The following is a 17,065-nucleotide window of genomic DNA, read 5'->3' as shown; positions in this document are numbered from 1 at the left end:
ACCGGTTCGGTGCAAAGACTTGTCCGGTCGGGGCCATGGCTTCGGCGACTGCCTCCCCCGAAGCTGGATGCATGACCAACACCATCGACCAGACCGCACCGACCATCCGGACCGCCACCACCCGGCTCAGCCGCGACGAGGTCGAGCAGTTCCACCGGTACGGCTACGTCGGCCCGTTCGAGGCGATGGACCCCGATGAGATGGCCGGCATCCGCAGTCGCATCGAGACCGACGTCCTCACCAGCACCGGCTGGAACCAGCGCAACCCGCTGCAGTCCCGCCACCTCGACCAGCCGCTGGTGTACGACCTGATCACCCGGCCCGCCCTGCTCGACCGGATCCGATCACTGATCGGAGACGACGTCGTGGTGTGGGCCAGCTACTTCTTCAACAAGGAGCCGGGTGGCAAGGAGATCCCGTGGCACCAGGACGCCAACTTCTGGCCGATCGAGCCGGCGCTGAACATTTCGGTGTGGATGGCCGTCGACGAGGTCACGACCGAGAACTCCTGCGTGCAGCTGATCCCCGGATCGCACCGCAGCGTCGTACCCCACGTGAAGGCCGACGCCGCCATGCAGTTCGGCGAGGAGGCGGATCCTGCGCTGATCGACACCTCCCAGGCGGTCAACATGGAGTTGCGGCCGGGCCAGTTCTTCATCTTCAACGAGCGGATGCTCCACCACTCCGACCCGAACCGGTCCGATCGGCGACGGATGGGCCTGTCGGTGCGCTACACCCCGCCGTTCGTGAAACTGCTGGACCAGGACGAGCCGCCGCTGTTCCCGGGCCATGCGTGCGTCGTGGTGAGCGGCAAGGACGACTTCCAGCTCAACCGGGTGGCTCCACCGCCGACTGCGTGACGGCGTAGCGTCGGGGGCATGACGGAGTCACTGCGGACCGACATCTTGGTGTTGGGCTGGGGCAAGGCGGGCAAAACCTTGGCCGGCGTGCTCGGTCGACAGGGTCGTACGGTCACCCTCGTCGAGCAGGCTGTGGACATGGTCGGCGGGACGTGCATCAACATCGGCTGCGTGCCGACCAAGACGCTGGTGCACCAGGCCGTGCAGCGCCGTCGTGACGACGACCCGGCGACGTACTTCCGCCGTGCCGTGGACACCCGGGACACCTTGATCAACAAGCTCAACGCCGCCAACCGGGGGATGCTCGATCCGGTGGAGCAGGTGAGGCTGGTGGTCGGTGGCCGGGCCCGGTTCACCGGTCCTCGGCAGGTGCGGGTGACCGGTGGTGACGAGGAGCTCGACATCACCGCCGATCACGTGGTGATCAACACCGGTGCCATCGCGCGCCGATTGGAGGTCGCCGGAGCGGACGGTCCGCGGGTGTACGACTCCACCACCATCCAGCACGTCGACCCGTTCCCGGGTCGGTTGGTGATCATCGGTGGCGGACCGGTCGCGCTCGAGTTCGCCGGCATGTTCGCCCGGTTCGGCAGCACGGTGACACTGCTCGAACGGGGCGAACGGATCCTGCGACGGGAGGACGCCGACGTCGCAGCCTCGGTGACGACCACCCTGACCGATGCCGGCGTCATGATCAGGACCGGGGTCGAGGTGGCCGAGCTCGTCGACGACGGGTCGACGGTCACCGTACGGACGTCCGCAGGTGACCCGGTCGAGGCCGACGCGGTGCTGGTGGCCGTCGGTCGGGTTCCCGCGACCGAGGGGTTGGGCCTCGACCGGGCCGGAGTCGAGGTGGGCCCGGGTGGTGAAGTGGTGGTGGACGACCTGCTCCGCAGCTCAGCCGAATCGGTGTGGGCGGTCGGCGACGTCAACGGCGGGCCGCAACAGACCTACGTCTCGCTGGACGACCACCGCATCGTGACCTCCCAGCTGACCGGCACCGGGGGCCGTACCCGTGCCGACCGGGTCGCCGTGCCGACGACGACCTTCCTGACCCCGCCGCCGGCGCGGGTCGGGATGTCGGAGACGGAGGCGGTCGAGGCCGGCCGGTCGATCACCGTGTACGCGAAGGAGGTGGCGAAGATCGCCGCCATGCCGCGGCCCAAGACCCTCGGCGAGACGCACGGGTTGATCAAGTTCGTGGTCGACGCCGACAGCGACCAGGTCCTCGGCGCTGCACTGCACACCGTCGACGCCCAGGAGTTGATCAACCTGGTCGCGCTGGCGATGCGGACCGGCACCACCGCAACTGAGTTGCGCGACGGCATCTGGACCCATCCGTCGACCACCGAGGCGCTGAACGAGGTGCTGGCGGCCGCGCGGTCCTAGCCCGCGAACGCCGGCCGAGTCGAAGGATGAGATCAGCATCAGGCACACGTTGACGTGGGCCCGAGGACACCCGTAACGTCCCACTCACGGTTTCGGATGCCCGAAACCATCCGAATTTGCGCCGCGCAGTGGCGCTCACTCTCGAGGAGTCACCGATGACGCCGTCCTGGCTCGATCCGAACGTGTCCCGCCGAAATGTGCTGAAGTTCTCGGGGGTGGCGGCGGTCGCCGTCGGCTCGGGGATCCTCACCACCGACCTGGCCGCGGCGGCAACCCCGAACAGCCTGCTGGCCGGCGGTCCCGGATCGTTGAAGGCGCTGGGCCGGATCCAGATGCCTGCGGTGAGTGGTGACTTCCGGGTCACCTTCGACTACCGGTACGCGTCCGGCACGATGAGCGGGTACTACCTGTTCTCGTCGTTCGACACCGCCTACCGCGGGCCGCGGCTGATGCAGACCGAGGATCGGTTGGTGCTGGCCTCGACGCGCGGTGTGTACAACATGGACCAGCCGATCGCCGCCGACACCTGGCACCGTTTCGTGCTCGTCTTCAACGCCGCCGGTCACGTCACGATCTTCGTCGACGGGGTCCCCCTGACCAGCCGGGGCATCACCGAGTTCCTGATCGAGACCGGGGTGACCTACACCTACTACGGCTACATCGGTGACCTGTCGACCGCGGACTTCAACGGCACCGCCTGGTTCGACAACATCGAGGTCCGAGCCGGCGACACCGTCACCTTCGAGCAGCGGTTCGACGACGGTGCCCCGGTCCGGTGGACCCAGATGGCCACCGCCGGCGATGGTCGGTTCGGGCTGGCCGACCCCGCCATGGACGCCGAGGTGCCCATCCTGGCGACCGTCGAATTGTCGGCCGAACCCCTGTTGAGCGGCGGGCAGGGCACGATCCGGGTGGTCGGGGCGACGGCCGAGGGGCGGGGAGTGCTGGTCGAGACCGAGTCGGTCCAACTGACCGTCGACCCGGCGTTCCTCACGGTCACGCCCGGTCTGGGGGGCACCTTCATCGTCCATGCCAAGCAACTGGGCACCACGACGGTCACGGCGCAGGTGTCGCAGGACGGCGTCACCACGTCAGCCAGCCTGGAGGTGGTGATCAGGGAAGGTGGTGACCCGGCCGCACTCGAGCTCACCGCTCCCGGCCACGTGTTCGTCGGCGACACCACACTGCTGAACCGTGCGGTGTCGACGATCGCCGGTGGCACCCTCGACCCCGACCAGATGACGTGGGAGTGGACGGTCGAGCCCAGTGGCGTCGCGACCGTCGAGGGCGCCGGCCTGCTGCATGCCGCCGAAGCGGGCGAGATCACGATCACCGCCACCGCGAGCAATGATCGGGGGGAGGTGTCGGACACCCTCGAGTTGTCGATCATGGTGTTGACGACGGCCAAGACACGCGCCTCCTACTGGACCGAGGAGCGGCGCGCGGTTGCACGGGAGAACATGACCAACCTTGGATGGGCGGCCAGCATCCGTGACAGTGCGGTCACCGCGGCGGCACCGTACGTCGCCCTCGGCCCGGAGAAGCTGTGGAAGTTGATCACCTCGCAGGACGTCCCGCGCAGCTACGGGTTCACCAGCAATGAGCAGAACGGCTGCCTGAACTGCGGTACCGACGTCCACGCGTACGGCCAGTACCCGTACACCGCCGACGTGTGGGACAAGCCGTGGAAGCTCACGTGCCCCAGCTGCAAGCTGGACTTCCCGACCAACGACTTCGCTGCCTACTACGAGGGTGGGCTGGACGCCCAGGGCCTGTTCGACGCCAACAAGGCCAAGCGGCACGACGACGAGTTGATCGCGGCCGGCGGCACCGGCAACCTGATCAACGTGCTGTACCCGGAGAAGGGGGAGACGTGGGGGGTGGACAACGGGGCCGGCACGGTCCTCGAGGACGGCACCCGCTACACCCCGATCGCCTGTTACACCCACTGGAAGCTCTGGTACCGCGGTGAACTGTCGGGCGCCATCGCCGCGCTGAGCGACGCGTACCTCTACACCGGCGAGGTGCAGTACGCAGAAGCCGGCGTGGTGCTGCTGGATCGGCTGGCCGACGTCTACCCCTCGCTCAACCTGAACACCTGGACCTATCCCGACGGGTACCTGAACAGCAACGGCAACACCAGTCGCGGCAAGGTGGTCGGGTCGATCTGGGAGACCACCTTGATCCGGGACTGGATCCTGGCCTACGACTCGTTCTTCCCTGCGCTGGCAGACGATGCGACCGACCCGGTGTCGGCGGAGACGTTGGCGTTCCTCGACGGCGCCTCGAAGCGGATGGACAAGACCAACATCAAGCGGATCCGGCGCAACATCGAGGACGGTTTGTTGCGGGAGATCCTGCCGGCGGTGAAGCGCAGTGAGATCCGGGGCAACAACGGCATGCACCAGGCCACACTCGCCGCGGCCGCCGTGGTGCTGGACAGCCTGCCCGAGACCGACGAGATGTTGGCCTTCAACTTCGCCACCGGAGTCCTGTCGGGGACGGTCGTCGAGGGCGGGAACCTGGGCAGCCTGTTCGTCGACCTCGTCGACCGGGACGGCAACGGGACCGAGGCTGCGCCCGGCTACAACGCGTTGTGGGTCACCCAGTTCACCAACGTGGCCGACTTCCTCGACGGGTATCGGTTGGAGGGGATGCCCAACTACGACCTGTACGCCAACCCGAAGTACCTGAAGATGTTCGACGGCATCTACCCGTTGACCATGCTCGGGATGTACACCCCGACCATCGGTGACACCGGAGCCACGGGCAGCCGCGGGTTGAACATCCCGCAGTCGGCGATCCTGCGGGCGTACCAGAAGACCGGGGACCCGGTCTATGCCCAGGTGCTGTTCGCACTCAACGGCCACACCGCGAACGGCCTCCAGCTCGGCATCTTCGACGCAGACCCCGAGGGCGTTGCCACCGAGGTCCAGGCCGTGATCGACGAGCACGGCCAGTGGCAGGAGCAGTCACGCATGCTCACCGGGTACGGCTTCGCGGCCCTCCGCGACGGTGTCCCACCCGAGGTGCAGCCGAACGAGGGCGTCGACATCAACTTCACCAGCATGGCGGTGACGGAGCAGACCAAGCCGACACGGTTCTTCGAGAGCAACGGCACGACACAGTTCGAGGCCGAAGAGGTCGGCGACACGATCGGCTACCGGTTCACGTTGACCTCCGCGGTGCAGGACACGCTGAGCCTGAACGTCTGGACCGCCGGGTCGTACGGCGTCTACTCGGTGTCCGTCGACGACCAGGTCGTGGCCGAGCGGTTCTCGTTCGCCGGCGGCGGCGGCGCACAGACCCGGCCGGTCGGGCCGGTCAACCTGACGGCGGGTGACCACACGATCACCTTCCGGCTGGTCGACGCGATGCCCGGTCCGAAGGCGGGCTTGCGGTCCATGATCATCGGGTCGGTGGAGCCGGGCGAGATCGATCACGGGACGCGCCGCGGGAGCACGATGTACTTCGGCCGCAACACCGGCCACGGGCACCGGGACAACCTGAACATCGATCACTTCGCGTACGGCATGGACCTGCTGCCGGACATGGGGTATCCGCGGTACGCGAACTCGATCGACATGCACCGCCGGTCGTTGGTGATCAACACCATCGCGCACAACACCGTGGTGGTCGACGACGTGGGTCAGCAGGGCGTCGTGGTCGGCTTCCCGAAGCTGATGGACGTCGGCACGGACGTCCAGGTGGTCGAGGTCGACACACCGCAGGCGTACGAGCAGGTGGAGCAGTACCGACGGGCTCTGGTGACCGTGCGGATCGATGATGAGGAGTCCTACCTGGTCGACCTGTTCCGGGTCCGCGGTGGCGAACGGCACCTCTACAGCTTCCACTCGATGGATGCCACGGCCGTGGTGACCGAGGGTGTCGAGTTGACCCCGCAGCAGGACGGCGCCGGGAAGTACGTCGGCAGCTACGCCGGTCCGACGGTGCCCTACGTCGACACCGTGAACGACCCGACGGGGTTCAGCTACTTCTACGACGTGGACCGGCGAACCGGTGCCACCGGCGACTTCTCGGTGACCTGGCAGCAGCTGAAGGACACCTGGAACGTCCGTGGCGGCGGGGTCGACTCGACGACGGATGTCAACGTACGGCTGACCCTGCTGGGTGATCATGGTGACGTCGCGTTGGCGAACTGTGAGCCGCCGCAGAACAAGCCGGGCAACCCGGAGCAGCTGCGCTACCTGTTGGCGAAGTCGGCGACGTCGGGTGAGAGCACCTTCACCGGCGTGATCGAGCCGTACCGTGGTGAGCGGATCGTGCAGGGTGCCCAGGTGCTGCCGGTCACCACGCTCGACGGGGCGGCGACCTCGCCGCAGGACGTCCGGGCGGTCCGGGTCACCCTGCCCGGCGGCCGGGTCGACACGATCGTGCACGCCATCGATCCGTCACAGACCTACCTGGTCGACGGGCTCCGGTTCCGTGGCCGGCTGGGGGTGCTGACGACCCAGCCCGACACCCAGGACAGGGTGCGGTTGATGGACGGGACGGAGTTCGGGCCTGCCTTCGGTGAGTTGGACGCGTTGACCGGGACGGTCGCGTCGTTCACCCGGGAGTTGAGTGATCAGAACTCGATCACGCTCACCCTGGACGGCGAACGAGCGGCTCAGGTGAGCGCCGACGACCTGGTCGGGCGGTACGTGTTCGTCGAGGACGACGGGGTCCGCAATGCGGTCTACCGGATCGAGGCGGTGTCGTCGTGGTCGGCGACCCAGGCAGTGGTGTCGATCGGCAACGTGTCACCGGTGCGGTCGTACGTCGACACCATGGACTTCGACAAGGGGTTCACCTACGACCTGGCCGACGGCCGGGCGTTCCGGATCCCCTTGCGGGTCACCGAACCGACCGACGCGGCGGCACGACTGCGGGAGCTGCACACCCAGTTCCGCACCGCGATCGACGGCGCCGGCGGCCCCGCGATCAGCACCCTGGCCGAAGCCGCAGTCCGACACGTCGCGGCGAACCGGATGGATGCGGCTGCATCGGTGGTCGACGAGATCGTCACCAAGATCAAGACCGGACCGATCGAGGCCGCGTTGAGTGAGCAGGCGTACGGCTGGCTGGCCGGTACCGCCGAGGGCTGGCAACGCCAGCTCGTGGGCTGACGAGTCGACCCCTGCAGGACGGTGGGCGTCATGGCGGTGGCCATGACGCCCGCCTCGGCGACGGGACCGCCGCTCGCAACCGTTGACAGGCCGGGGCGCCGCTCGTACCCTCCAAGGTAGCTGTTTCGGCTGGCCGAAACTGCCGCAAGAGTCCGATCCCAGCCCCCTTGTGCTCATCCCCCGAGGAGTCACCGATGACGCCGTCTCTGCCCGACCCGACCGTGTCCCGCCGTAGCGTGTTGAGGTTCTCGGGGGTGGCAGCGGTCGCTGTCGGCTCGGGAATCCTCACCACCGACCTGGCCGCCGCAGCGACACCGAACAGTCTGTTGGTCGGTGGCCCGGGGTCGCTCAAGGCCTTCGGCCGTACCACCATGCCTGCGGTGAGCGGTGACTTCCGGGTCACCTTCGACTACCGCTACCCCGCCGGCACGATGTCCGGCTTCCTCGTCTACGCGTCGTTCGACGGCGCCTACCGCGGGCCCCAGGTCCGCCAGAACGGTGACCGGCTGCAGGTCCAGACGATCAAGGGGCAGTTCCCGATCGACCAACCGCTTGCCGCCGACACCTGGCACCGCTTCGTGCTCGAGTTCGACGCCGCCGGTCACGTCACGATCTTCGTCGACGGGGTGCGGCTCAGCAGCGGCACCACGACCCGGTTCGGCATCGAGCCCGACGTCGACCACACCTACTACGGCTACATCGGCGACATTTCGTCGGCGACCTACAACGGCACCGGCCACTTCGACAACATCGAAGTCCGCTCAGGGGGCACCGTCACCTTCGAGCAGAAGTTCGACGACGGGGCCGCGGTCAACTGGACCCAGGTCTCCACCGGGGGCGACGGCCGCTTCGCGCTCGCCGACCCCGCTTCCGACGCCGAGGTCGCCGACCTCGCCGATGTCGAGCTGCAGGCCGGCACCTTGATGGTGGGGGGTGAAGGCACGATCCGGGTCGTCGGGACGTCAGCCGACGGCCGTGGTGTGCTGGTCGAGGCCGACTCGGTCGAGCTGGCGGTCGACACGGCCTACCTGACCGTGACCGCCGCGCCGGGTGGCTACTTCGACGTACAGGCGAAGCAGTTGGGCACCACCACCGTCACCGCTCAGGTGTCCCAGGGGGACGTCACGAAGGAGTTGAGCCTGGACGTGGCGATCAAGCAGGGAGGCGCTCCGGCGGGGCTGGAGCTGTCGACCCCCGGGAACCTGTTCGTGGGCGACACCACACTGCTCGACCGAACCATCCCGACGTTGGCCGGCGGCACGCTGGACCCGGATGCGATGACCTGGGAGTGGACCGTCGAGCCGAGTGGCGTCGCCACGGTCGAGGGCGTCGGCCTGCTGCACGCCGCCGAGGCCGGCGACATCACGGTCACCGGTACCGCGAGCAACGCCGACGGTGAGGTGTCGGACACCCTCGAGGTGTCGATCAAGGTGCTGGAGACGTCCAAGACCCGTGCCAGCTACTGGACCGACGAGCGCCGGGCGACCGCCGCCGAGAACATCGCCAACCTGGGCTGGGCGGCCGCCATGCGCGAGAACGCGATCACCGCGGCAGCCCCGTTCCTGGCGATCGGCGCCGAGAACCTCTGGAAGCAGGTCCCGTCCCAGGACATCCCACGCAGCTACGGCTTCACCAGCAACGAGCAGAACGGCTGCCTCAACTGTGGCACCGCCGTCCATGCGTACGGCCAGTACCCGTACACCGCGGACGTGTGGGAGAAGCCGTGGAAGCTCACCTGCCCCAACTGTCAGTTCGACTTCCCGACCAACGACTTCGCGGCCTACTACGAAGGCGGGCTCGACGGCCAAGGACTGTTCAACGCCGAGCGGGCGGCCCGCCACAACGACGAACTGATCGCTTCCGGTGAGCCCGGCAACCTGGTCAACGTGCTGTACCCGGAGAAGGGGGAGACGTGGGGGGTCGACAACGGGGCCGGCACGATCCTCGAGGACGGGTCGCGCTACACCCCGATCGCCTACTACGCCCATTGGGAGGTGTGGCACGGCGGCGTCCTGGCGCAGGCGATCGCCGCCTTCTCCGAGGCCTACCTCTACACCGGGGACGTCAAGTACGCCGATGCCGGCATCGTGCTGTTGGACCGGGTCGCCGACGTCTACCCGTCGCTCGACCTTGACAAGTGGACCTACCCGGACGGGTACCTCAACAGCAACGGCAACACCAGCCGCGGCAAGGTGATCGGGTCGATCTGGGAGACCGGACTGATCCGGCCCTACATCATGGCGTACGACTCGTTCTTCCCTGCGCTGGCAGATGATGCGACCGCCCCGGTGTCGGCGGAGGCGCTGGCGTTCCTCGACGGCGCGACGAAGCGGATGGACAAGACCAACGTCAAACGGATCCGGCGCAACATCGAGGACGGCATCCTGCGGGAGATCCTGCCGGCGGTCAAGCGCAGCGAGATCCGGGGCAACAACGGGATGCACCAGTCCACCCTCGCGATCGCGGCAGTGGTGCTGGACAGCATGCCCGAGACCGACGAGATGTTGGCGTTCAACTTCGCCACCGGTGCGGTCACCGGTTCCGTCGTCGAGGGCGGCAACATGGGCAGCCTGTTCGTCGACCTCGTCGACCGGGACGGCAACGGCAACGAGGCGGCACCGGGCTACAACACCCTGTGGCTGAACTCGTTCACCAACGTGGCCGACTACCTCGACGGGTACGAGCTCGACGGCATGCCCAACTACGACCTGTACGCCAACCCCAAGTTCATGAAGATGTTCGACGGGATCTATCCGTTGACGATGCTGGGCACGTACACCCCCACGATCGGTGACAGCGGTGCGACCGGCAACCGGGTGATGGAAATCCGGCCGAACTTGATGTTGCGCGCCTTCGCCAAGACCGGGGACCCGATCTACGCACGGGTCCTGCACGCCGTCAACGGCCACACCTCGACCGGTCTGCGCAACGGCATCTTCGACCCCGATCCGGACGGGGTGGCCGACCTGGTCCAGGCAGCCGTGGACGAGCACGGTCGCTGGCAGGAACCGTCCGGGGTGCTCACCGGGTACGGCTTCGCCGCACTCCGGGACGGCGAGCTGCCCGCCGCGCCGCCGGTGCCTGCCGTGGAGCAGTCGTTCTCGGGGATGACGATCACCGAGCAGACCCAGCCGACCAAGTACTTCGAGTCGAACGGCACCATGCAGTTCGAGGCGACAGCGGTCGGCGACAACGTCACCTTCCGGTTCACCTTGGAGCGGCCGATCGCCGACACCCTGAGTCTCAACGTCTGGACCGCCGGCAGCTACGGCGTCTACCGGATCACCCTGGACGGGACCGTGGTCGCCGATCGGTTCTCGTTCGCCGGAGCCGGTGCCGACGTCCGACAGATCGGCGCAGTTGATCTTGCTGCGGGTGATCATGACATCCGGTTCGAGCTCGTGGAAGCCGTGCCCGGGCTCAAGTGTGGCCTGCGCTCGCTGATGGTCGGCCCGGCCGACCCGGGCGATGTCGATCATGGCAGCCAGCGAGGCAGCTGGCTCTACTTCGGCCGCAACACCGGTCACGGCCACCGGGACAACCTCAACATCAACCACTACGCGTACGGCATGGACCTGCTGCCCGACATGGGCTACCCGCGGTATGCGAACTCGATCGACATGCACCGCCGGTCGTTGGTGTTGAACACGATCAGCCACAACACCGTGGTGGTCGACGACAACCCACAGAGCAGCGTCGTGGTCGGCTTCCCGAAGTTGATCGACGTCGGCGCGGACGTCCAGGTGGTCGAGGTCGACACACCGCAGGCGTACAGCCAGGTGGAGCAGTACCGGCGGACCTTGGTGACTATACGGATCGACGAGGACGAGTCCTACCTGGTCGACCTGTTCCGGGTCCGCGGTGGCGAACGGCACCTGTACAGCTTCCACTCGATGGACGCCACCTCGGTCGTCGCCGAAGGGGTCGAGCTGACTCCGCAGCAGGACGGTGCCGGGAAGTACGTCGGCAGCTACGCCGGCCCGACCGTCCCGTACGACGACACCGTGAACGACCCGACCGGGTTCAGCTACTTCTACGACGTCGACCGACGAACCGGTGCCACCGGCGACTTCTCGGTGACCTGGCAGCAGTTGAAGGACACCTGGAACGTGCACGGTGGCGGCGCGGACGCCCAGACCGACGTCAACCTCCGGCTGACGCTGCTCGGTGATCATGATGACGTCGCATTGGCGAACTGTGAGCCGCCGCAGAACAAGCCGGGCAACCCGGAGCAGCTGCGCTACCTGTTGGCGAAGTCGGCGTCGACGGGTGAATCGACCTTCACCGGGGTGATCGAGCCCTATCGTGGTGAACGGATCGTGCAGGGTGCCGAGGTGGTCCCGGTCACCACGCTCGACGGGGCGGCGACCTCGCCGCAGGAGGTCCGGGCCGTCCGGGTCAGCCTGCCCGGCGGCCGGGTGGACACGATCGTGCATGCCATCGATCCGGCGCAGACCTATCTGGTCGACGGCCTCCGGTTCCGTGGCCGGCTGGGGGTGCTGACGACCCGACCGGGCACCGAGGACACGGTTCGACTGATGGACGGGACCGAGTTCGGGCCGGTGTTCGGCGAGCTTGCCGGGCTGACCGGTTCGGTGGCATCGTTCACCCGGGAGTTGAGTGATGAGAACTCGATCACCGTCACCTTGGACGGGGAGCAGACACCGCAGGTCACCGCCGACGACCTGGTGGGCCGGTACGTGTTCGTCGACGACGACGGGGTCCGCAATGCGGTCTACCGGATCGAGGCGGTGTCGTCCTGGTCGGCGACCCAGGCCGTGCTGTCGATCGGCAACGTCACACCCGTCAGGGCCTATGTCGATCCGAAGGACTTCGACAAGGGGTTCACCTACGACCTGGCCGACGGACGGGCCGTCCGGATCCCCTTGCGGGTCACCGAACCGACCGACGCGGCGGCACGACTGCGGGAGCTGTACACCCAGTTCCGCACCGCGCTTGACGGCGCCGGCGGCCGTGCCATCAGCAGTCTGGTCGACGTGGCGGCGCGCCACGCCGAGGCGGGTCGGACGGCCGCGGCTCAGGACACGGTCGGTGAGATCGTCGCCAAGATCGACACCGCCCCGATCAGGGCCGCGTTGAGTGAGCAGGCGTACGGCTGGCTGGCCGGTACCGCCGAGGGCTGGCAACGCCAGCTGGCGGGCTGACCGCCGGCGCCCTCGACCGGTCGGTGGTCGGTCGAGGGCGCCAGCGCCGTTCCCGCGGAGGCGTCAGCTGCGGACCGACGCCGGTAAGGTCTCCGCTTCGGCCGCCGTCCGCGATCTTCGCGTCCATGGCCACGTCATGAGTCCCCAGACCACGATCATCAGCACCAGCACGACCAGCAGGTACAGCGGCCAGCCACCCAACAGGTCCAGCGCCGACGTGCTGGCCGGCTTGCGGTTCAGGTAGGCGTAGTTGGTGCCCAGGACCGAATTGATGGTGAACACCACGGCTGCGAAGCCGAGGGTGAACACCAGTGTGAGGCGGTAGCTGCGCCAGTCCGGGGCCAGCTTCAACCCCCAGGTCAGGTAGCAGACCGCCCACATGATCATGATGTGCTGGAGCCAGTACGACACGAACTCTGCCGCCGGAAGCACCATCGGCGTGAGGTCGGGTGTCAGCAGGGACTGGATGTTGAGCGTCAACCCCCAGTAGTAGGTCACCGCTACCGGCAGTCTGCGGTGGGTCAGCAGCGCCAGCGCGGCCATGAACCGCAGCACGTCGCTGAAGTGCAGTGGCAACGACTGGTCGAGGTTGAACAGAGACGGCCACAACCACAGCAGGAAGAACCCGACCGTGACGACCGCCATCACGATCCCGAAACCGCGGGAGAAGGTGGTCGCCATCGGGGTCCCCCGGTGCCGACGACCGAGCCACACCATCACCACCGAACCGACCGCGGTCAGGGCGACCATGGTCCGGTGGACGGGGCCGTACGAGGTGAACAGCAGGTCCTGCAGCTCCGGGCTCACGGGTAGGAGGCTAACCGGCCGCTGATCGGCCGTCGACGTGGCCCTTCCTGGCCAGCACGAACCCCTGGCCGTACGCCTCCCCGGCGGGCTCCCGATCGGCGGCAGCGATCCGCTGCAACCCTGCCCCGGCCAGCACCTCGGTGACGAGGTCGAGGCTGAACCGGTGGGCGGTGAGGGCGATGCGCGGGCCGTACGCATCGGTGATCAGCCGCGATCCCGCACCGAGTTGGAAGCCGGCCAACAGGAATCCACCCGGGGCGAGCACCCGGGCCAGCTCGCTGGCGAGGGTGGGCAACTCGGCCGGGGCGGTGTGGATCAGCGAGTACCAGGCGAGCACCCCGCCGAACCGGCCCGACGCGAAGGGCAGCCGGTCGAGGCCGGCGACGGCGAATTCGCTGTCCGGGTTGACGGATCGGGCGACCGCCAGCATCTCCGCCGACAGGTCCACCCCGGTCACCCGGAGCCCGGCGGCGGTCAACGTGGGCACCACTCGGCCGGTGCCGCAGCCGGCGTCGAGCACCGTGTGGTCATCGTGATCACCGACGTGATGGGTGAACGCGGTCAACATCGCGCGATCGAGGTGGGACTCGGCCGACAGGTCGGGGATCAACCGGTGGTACGCCGCGGCGACCGTGTCGTAGGCCTGCGCCACGTCACCCGTTGTCTGCACCGGACCACCGTAACCCCGTACGCGACGTGGACCAGCGTCAGGGCTGGAGGCGTTCACCGGTCCGGCGGTAGGTCCCCGGTGGTACGCCCTCCGCGGCCCGGAACACCCGGGACAGGTACGAGGCCGAGCCGTGGCCGGTGCGCATCGCCACCTGGTCGATGCCGAGCCCGGTGGCGAGCAGCAGCTCACGGGCGTGGGCGAGCCGGACGTGGGACAGGTATCGGCCGGGGGACAGCCCGATGGTGCGTCGGAAGAGCTGTGCGAAGTAGGTCGGGTGCAGGTGCACGACCGCGGCCAGCTCCGCCACGGTGAGCGGTTCGGCGTACCGTTCGCCGATCAGCTCCAGGGCAGGGCGCAGCCGGGCCAGGTCGGCCTCGGCGCGGGCCGGTTCCTCGGCCGGTTGCCAGCCCTGGGCGACGGCGGTGCGCCACAGCTCGGCCACGAGCTGGCTGCAGGTGCCGTTCGCGGCCAGCATCGCCGGTGTCAGGTCGCGATCGCCGGTGGCACCCCGGCTCAGCTCGTCCGCGATCCGCCTGCCGAGGCGCGCGATCCGACGGTGCAGAGGCCCCGAGCTGGTGATCACCGACGGCAGGCCGGCCAGCGGTGGGGCGTCGGGCAGACCCCGCGAGTGTGCGGTGAAGTGGACCACCGACAGCGCCAACTCCGTGGACCGGGCCCGGCCCGACTGCACGACGTGCGGTGAGGTGAGCAGGGTCTGCCCCGGTCCGAGGGTGAACCGCCGATCCGCCTCGGTGAACTCGGCGGTACCGAAGTTGATCATGAACAGCACGTACGCCGGGGTCACCCGCTCCGGTAGCACCCAGGTGCCGTCGAGCTCGTACCATCCGGCCCGGCGGACGCGGCACACCACGTCGACGAGCAGCGGTTCCAGCAGTACGGCCGAGGCGTCGCCCCCGGCCACCAGCATCTGATTCTTCATGGCGCGGGCCATGATGGGCACTCTACGGCAATGGTTCTGCCCCTGCGCACCTGAGGATTGTGCATGACTGACGCAGGATCGTCCCTTTCGTGGGCGACGCCGTCCGGCCTACCGTGGTGCTGCAGTGCGAACCGTGGAGGAGCACCATGTCAACGCAGACCCGCCGTCCCGACCTCACCGAGCCGCCCGACAACCCGAGCCCTACCGAGGCCGACGGCTCGTTCGACTCCGGCGGTGGTGACTACGATCCCGACCTGTACGCCCCGGCCCGGGACGAGGTACCGCTCCCGGGCGGTCTGCTACCCGGCGACGCCGAACGGCTGGCTCGCTACCGCGAGCAGGGATTCCTCGCCGTCGCCGATGCGCTCACCCCGTCCGAGGTCGAGGCTGCGAAGGGTGGCATCGACGCACTGATCGGTGGTGCGGTGCCCGGCTTCCGCGGGATCCAGTGGGAGGGCGGCGTTCGGGAGAAGTTGCCCACGATGGACCTGACCGAACGGCGGGCCAGTGTCCGGAAGTTGATCTACTACGCCGACAAGGATCCGCGGCTGACCGCGATCGCCGAACATCCGACGATCCTCGCCATGGCGGCCGAGGTGCTCGGCTCCGAGCCGACGCTGTTCGCCGACCAGGCGCTGCTCAAGCCTCCCGGGATCGGCCGGGAGAAGCCGTGGCACCAGGACAAGGCGTACTTCGACGTCCGTGACGGCGCACCGGTCGTCGGGTTCTGGATCGCCCTGGACCCGACCGATGCCGGCAACGGCTGCATGCACGTCATCCCGGGCAGCCATCGCGGCGGGCCGGTGGTCCACTTCAACCGGCGGGACTACCAGATCTGCGACACCGAGGTCCGTGCCACCGAAGCGGTCGCCGTCCCGCTCGACCCCGGCGGGGTGCTGGTCTTCGACGGCCTGTTGCACCACGGCACCCCCGACAATCGGTCCGATCGTCGACGCTGGGCACTGCAGTTGCACTACGCGCCGGTCGAGGCGATGTGGCAGACCAAGGAGCAGCGGGCGGAGTACCGCGCGAACCGGTTGGAGGTGTTCGGCGCCGACGGCAAGGACGTCACGTGCTGAGCGCACAGTAGATTGACGCCCATGGCGGGACTTCAGGTACTCCTCATCGGCGGTACGGGGATCATCAGCAGTGCCGTCGCGGTCCGGGCGGTTGCCCAGGGGCATCGGGTGACACTGCTCAACCGCGGCACCACCGCACGGCGGGCCGGGCCCGACGGCGCCGAGGTGATCACCGGCGACATCCGTGACGTCGCGGGCATCCGTTCCCGGCTGGGAGATCGGTCGTGGGACGTGGTGGCCGACTTCGTCGCCTACACCCCCGACCACGTGCGCGCCGACATCGACCTGTTCGACGGCCGCACCCGGCAGTACGTCTTCATCTCCAGTGCCTCGGCCTACGCCAAGCCGGTGGCCCGACTGCCGATCACCGAAGCGACCCCGCTGGCCAACCCGCACTGGGACTACGCCAGGCAGAAGATCGCCTGCGAGGTCGTGTTGGCCGAAGCGTTCCGGTCCACCGGCTTTCCGATCACCATCGTCCGGCCGTCCAGCACCTACGACCGGACCAAGATCGCGTTGCTCGGGGGTTGGACTGCGGCGGACCGGATCCGCCGCGGCCTGCCGGTCGTCGTTCCCGGCGACGGCACCTCCCGTTGGGTGCAGACCCACACCGACGACGTGGCGGTCGGCTTGGCCGGGCTGTTCGGCAACCCGGCCGCCCTCGGCGGCAGCTTCCACCTGACCTCGGACGAATCTCTGACCTGGGACCAGATCTACCGGCTGTACGGAGAAGCGCTCGGCGTCGAGCCCGACCTGGTCCACCTCGCCACTGACTCCTTGGCACACTTCCTCCCCGAGCTGGCGCCCGGATGGCTCGGCGACAAGTCGCACACGATGATCTTCGACAACAGCCTGATCAGGGCCGTCGTCCCGGAGTTCAACCCGACCATCCCGTACGCCACCGGGGTTCGCGACATCGTGGCGTGGTTCGACGCCGACGAGGCGCGCCGGGTCGTCGACCCGGTGCTCGACACGACCCTGACCCGCATCGTCGACGCGGTCCGCGGCCTCGGCCGCTGAGGAGCT

At 68.2% G+C, this 17,065-nt stretch carries 9 protein-coding genes; 6 read left to right on the top strand and 3 right to left on the bottom strand.

All coding sequences use genetic code 11. The features are described from left to right. Nucleotides 1-71: 71 nt before the first annotated feature. From ACQBAU_RS18095 to ACQBAU_RS18080, 4 genes are all read left to right on the top strand, one after another. Nucleotides 72-860, top strand: coding sequence for a phytanoyl-CoA dioxygenase family protein (locus ACQBAU_RS18095; protein WP_465256962.1), 789 nt, complete (start codon nucleotides 72-74; stop codon nucleotides 858-860). 18 nt (nucleotides 861-878) lie between these two features. Beyond that, nucleotides 879-2,249 (top strand): dihydrolipoyl dehydrogenase family protein, encoded by a 1,371-nt coding sequence (locus ACQBAU_RS18090; RefSeq protein WP_465256963.1) that lies wholly within the window; start codon nucleotides 879-881, stop codon nucleotides 2,247-2,249. Nucleotides 2,250-2,404: 155 nt separating this feature from the next. Then, the gene (locus ACQBAU_RS18085; protein ID WP_465256964.1) at nucleotides 2,405-7,378 is read left to right on the top strand and encodes a heparinase II/III domain-containing protein; all 4,974 of its coding nucleotides are present in this window, start codon (nucleotides 2,405-2,407) and stop codon (nucleotides 7,376-7,378) included. Between the two features lie 194 nt (nucleotides 7,379-7,572). Next, nucleotides 7,573-12,543, top strand: a complete 4,971-nt coding sequence (locus tag ACQBAU_RS18080) for a heparinase II/III domain-containing protein (protein ID WP_465256965.1) — start codon at nucleotides 7,573-7,575, stop codon at nucleotides 12,541-12,543. Nucleotides 12,544-12,606: 63 nt separating this feature from the next. Here the strand turns inward: ACQBAU_RS18080 and ACQBAU_RS18075 are convergent, their stop codons facing one another. Genes ACQBAU_RS18075 through ACQBAU_RS18065 form a run of 3 tightly spaced genes read right to left on the bottom strand, consistent with a single transcriptional unit; the run spans nucleotide 12,607 to nucleotide 14,972 of the window. Then, a complete protein-coding gene (locus ACQBAU_RS18075) occupies nucleotides 12,607-13,350 on the bottom strand; it encodes a YwaF family protein (RefSeq protein ID WP_465256966.1) in 744 nt (247 codons plus the stop codon). 10 nt (nucleotides 13,351-13,360) lie between these two features. After that, the gene (locus ACQBAU_RS18070; protein ID WP_465256967.1) at nucleotides 13,361-14,020 is read right to left on the bottom strand and encodes a class I SAM-dependent methyltransferase; all 660 of its coding nucleotides are present in this window, start codon (nucleotides 14,018-14,020) and stop codon (nucleotides 13,361-13,363) included. A 37-nt stretch (nucleotides 14,021-14,057) separates the two neighbouring features. Continuing rightward, nucleotides 14,058-14,972, bottom strand: a complete 915-nt coding sequence (locus ACQBAU_RS18065; protein ID WP_465256968.1) for a helix-turn-helix domain-containing protein — start codon at nucleotides 14,970-14,972, stop codon at nucleotides 14,058-14,060. A gap of 134 nt (nucleotides 14,973-15,106) precedes the next feature. Between ACQBAU_RS18065 and ACQBAU_RS18060 the strand changes: the two genes are divergently transcribed. Both ACQBAU_RS18060 and ACQBAU_RS18055 read left to right on the top strand, forming a co-directional pair. Continuing rightward, nucleotides 15,107-16,039: a phytanoyl-CoA dioxygenase family protein gene (locus ACQBAU_RS18060; protein ID WP_465256969.1), complete on the top strand. Its 933-nt coding sequence runs from the start codon at nucleotides 15,107-15,109 to the stop codon at nucleotides 16,037-16,039. 21 nt (nucleotides 16,040-16,060) lie between these two features. Continuing rightward, nucleotides 16,061-17,059: an NAD-dependent epimerase/dehydratase family protein gene (locus ACQBAU_RS18055; protein WP_465256970.1), complete on the top strand. Its 999-nt coding sequence runs from the start codon at nucleotides 16,061-16,063 to the stop codon at nucleotides 17,057-17,059. Nucleotides 17,060-17,065 lie beyond the last annotated feature (6 nt).

This window comes from Carbonicoccus niuqiaonis (genome assembly GCF_050157065.1).
Lineage (GTDB): Bacteria > Actinomycetota > Actinomycetes > Propionibacteriales > Propionibacteriaceae > Avipropionibacterium.
This window is presented reverse-complemented; position numbering and strand designations above follow the sequence as displayed.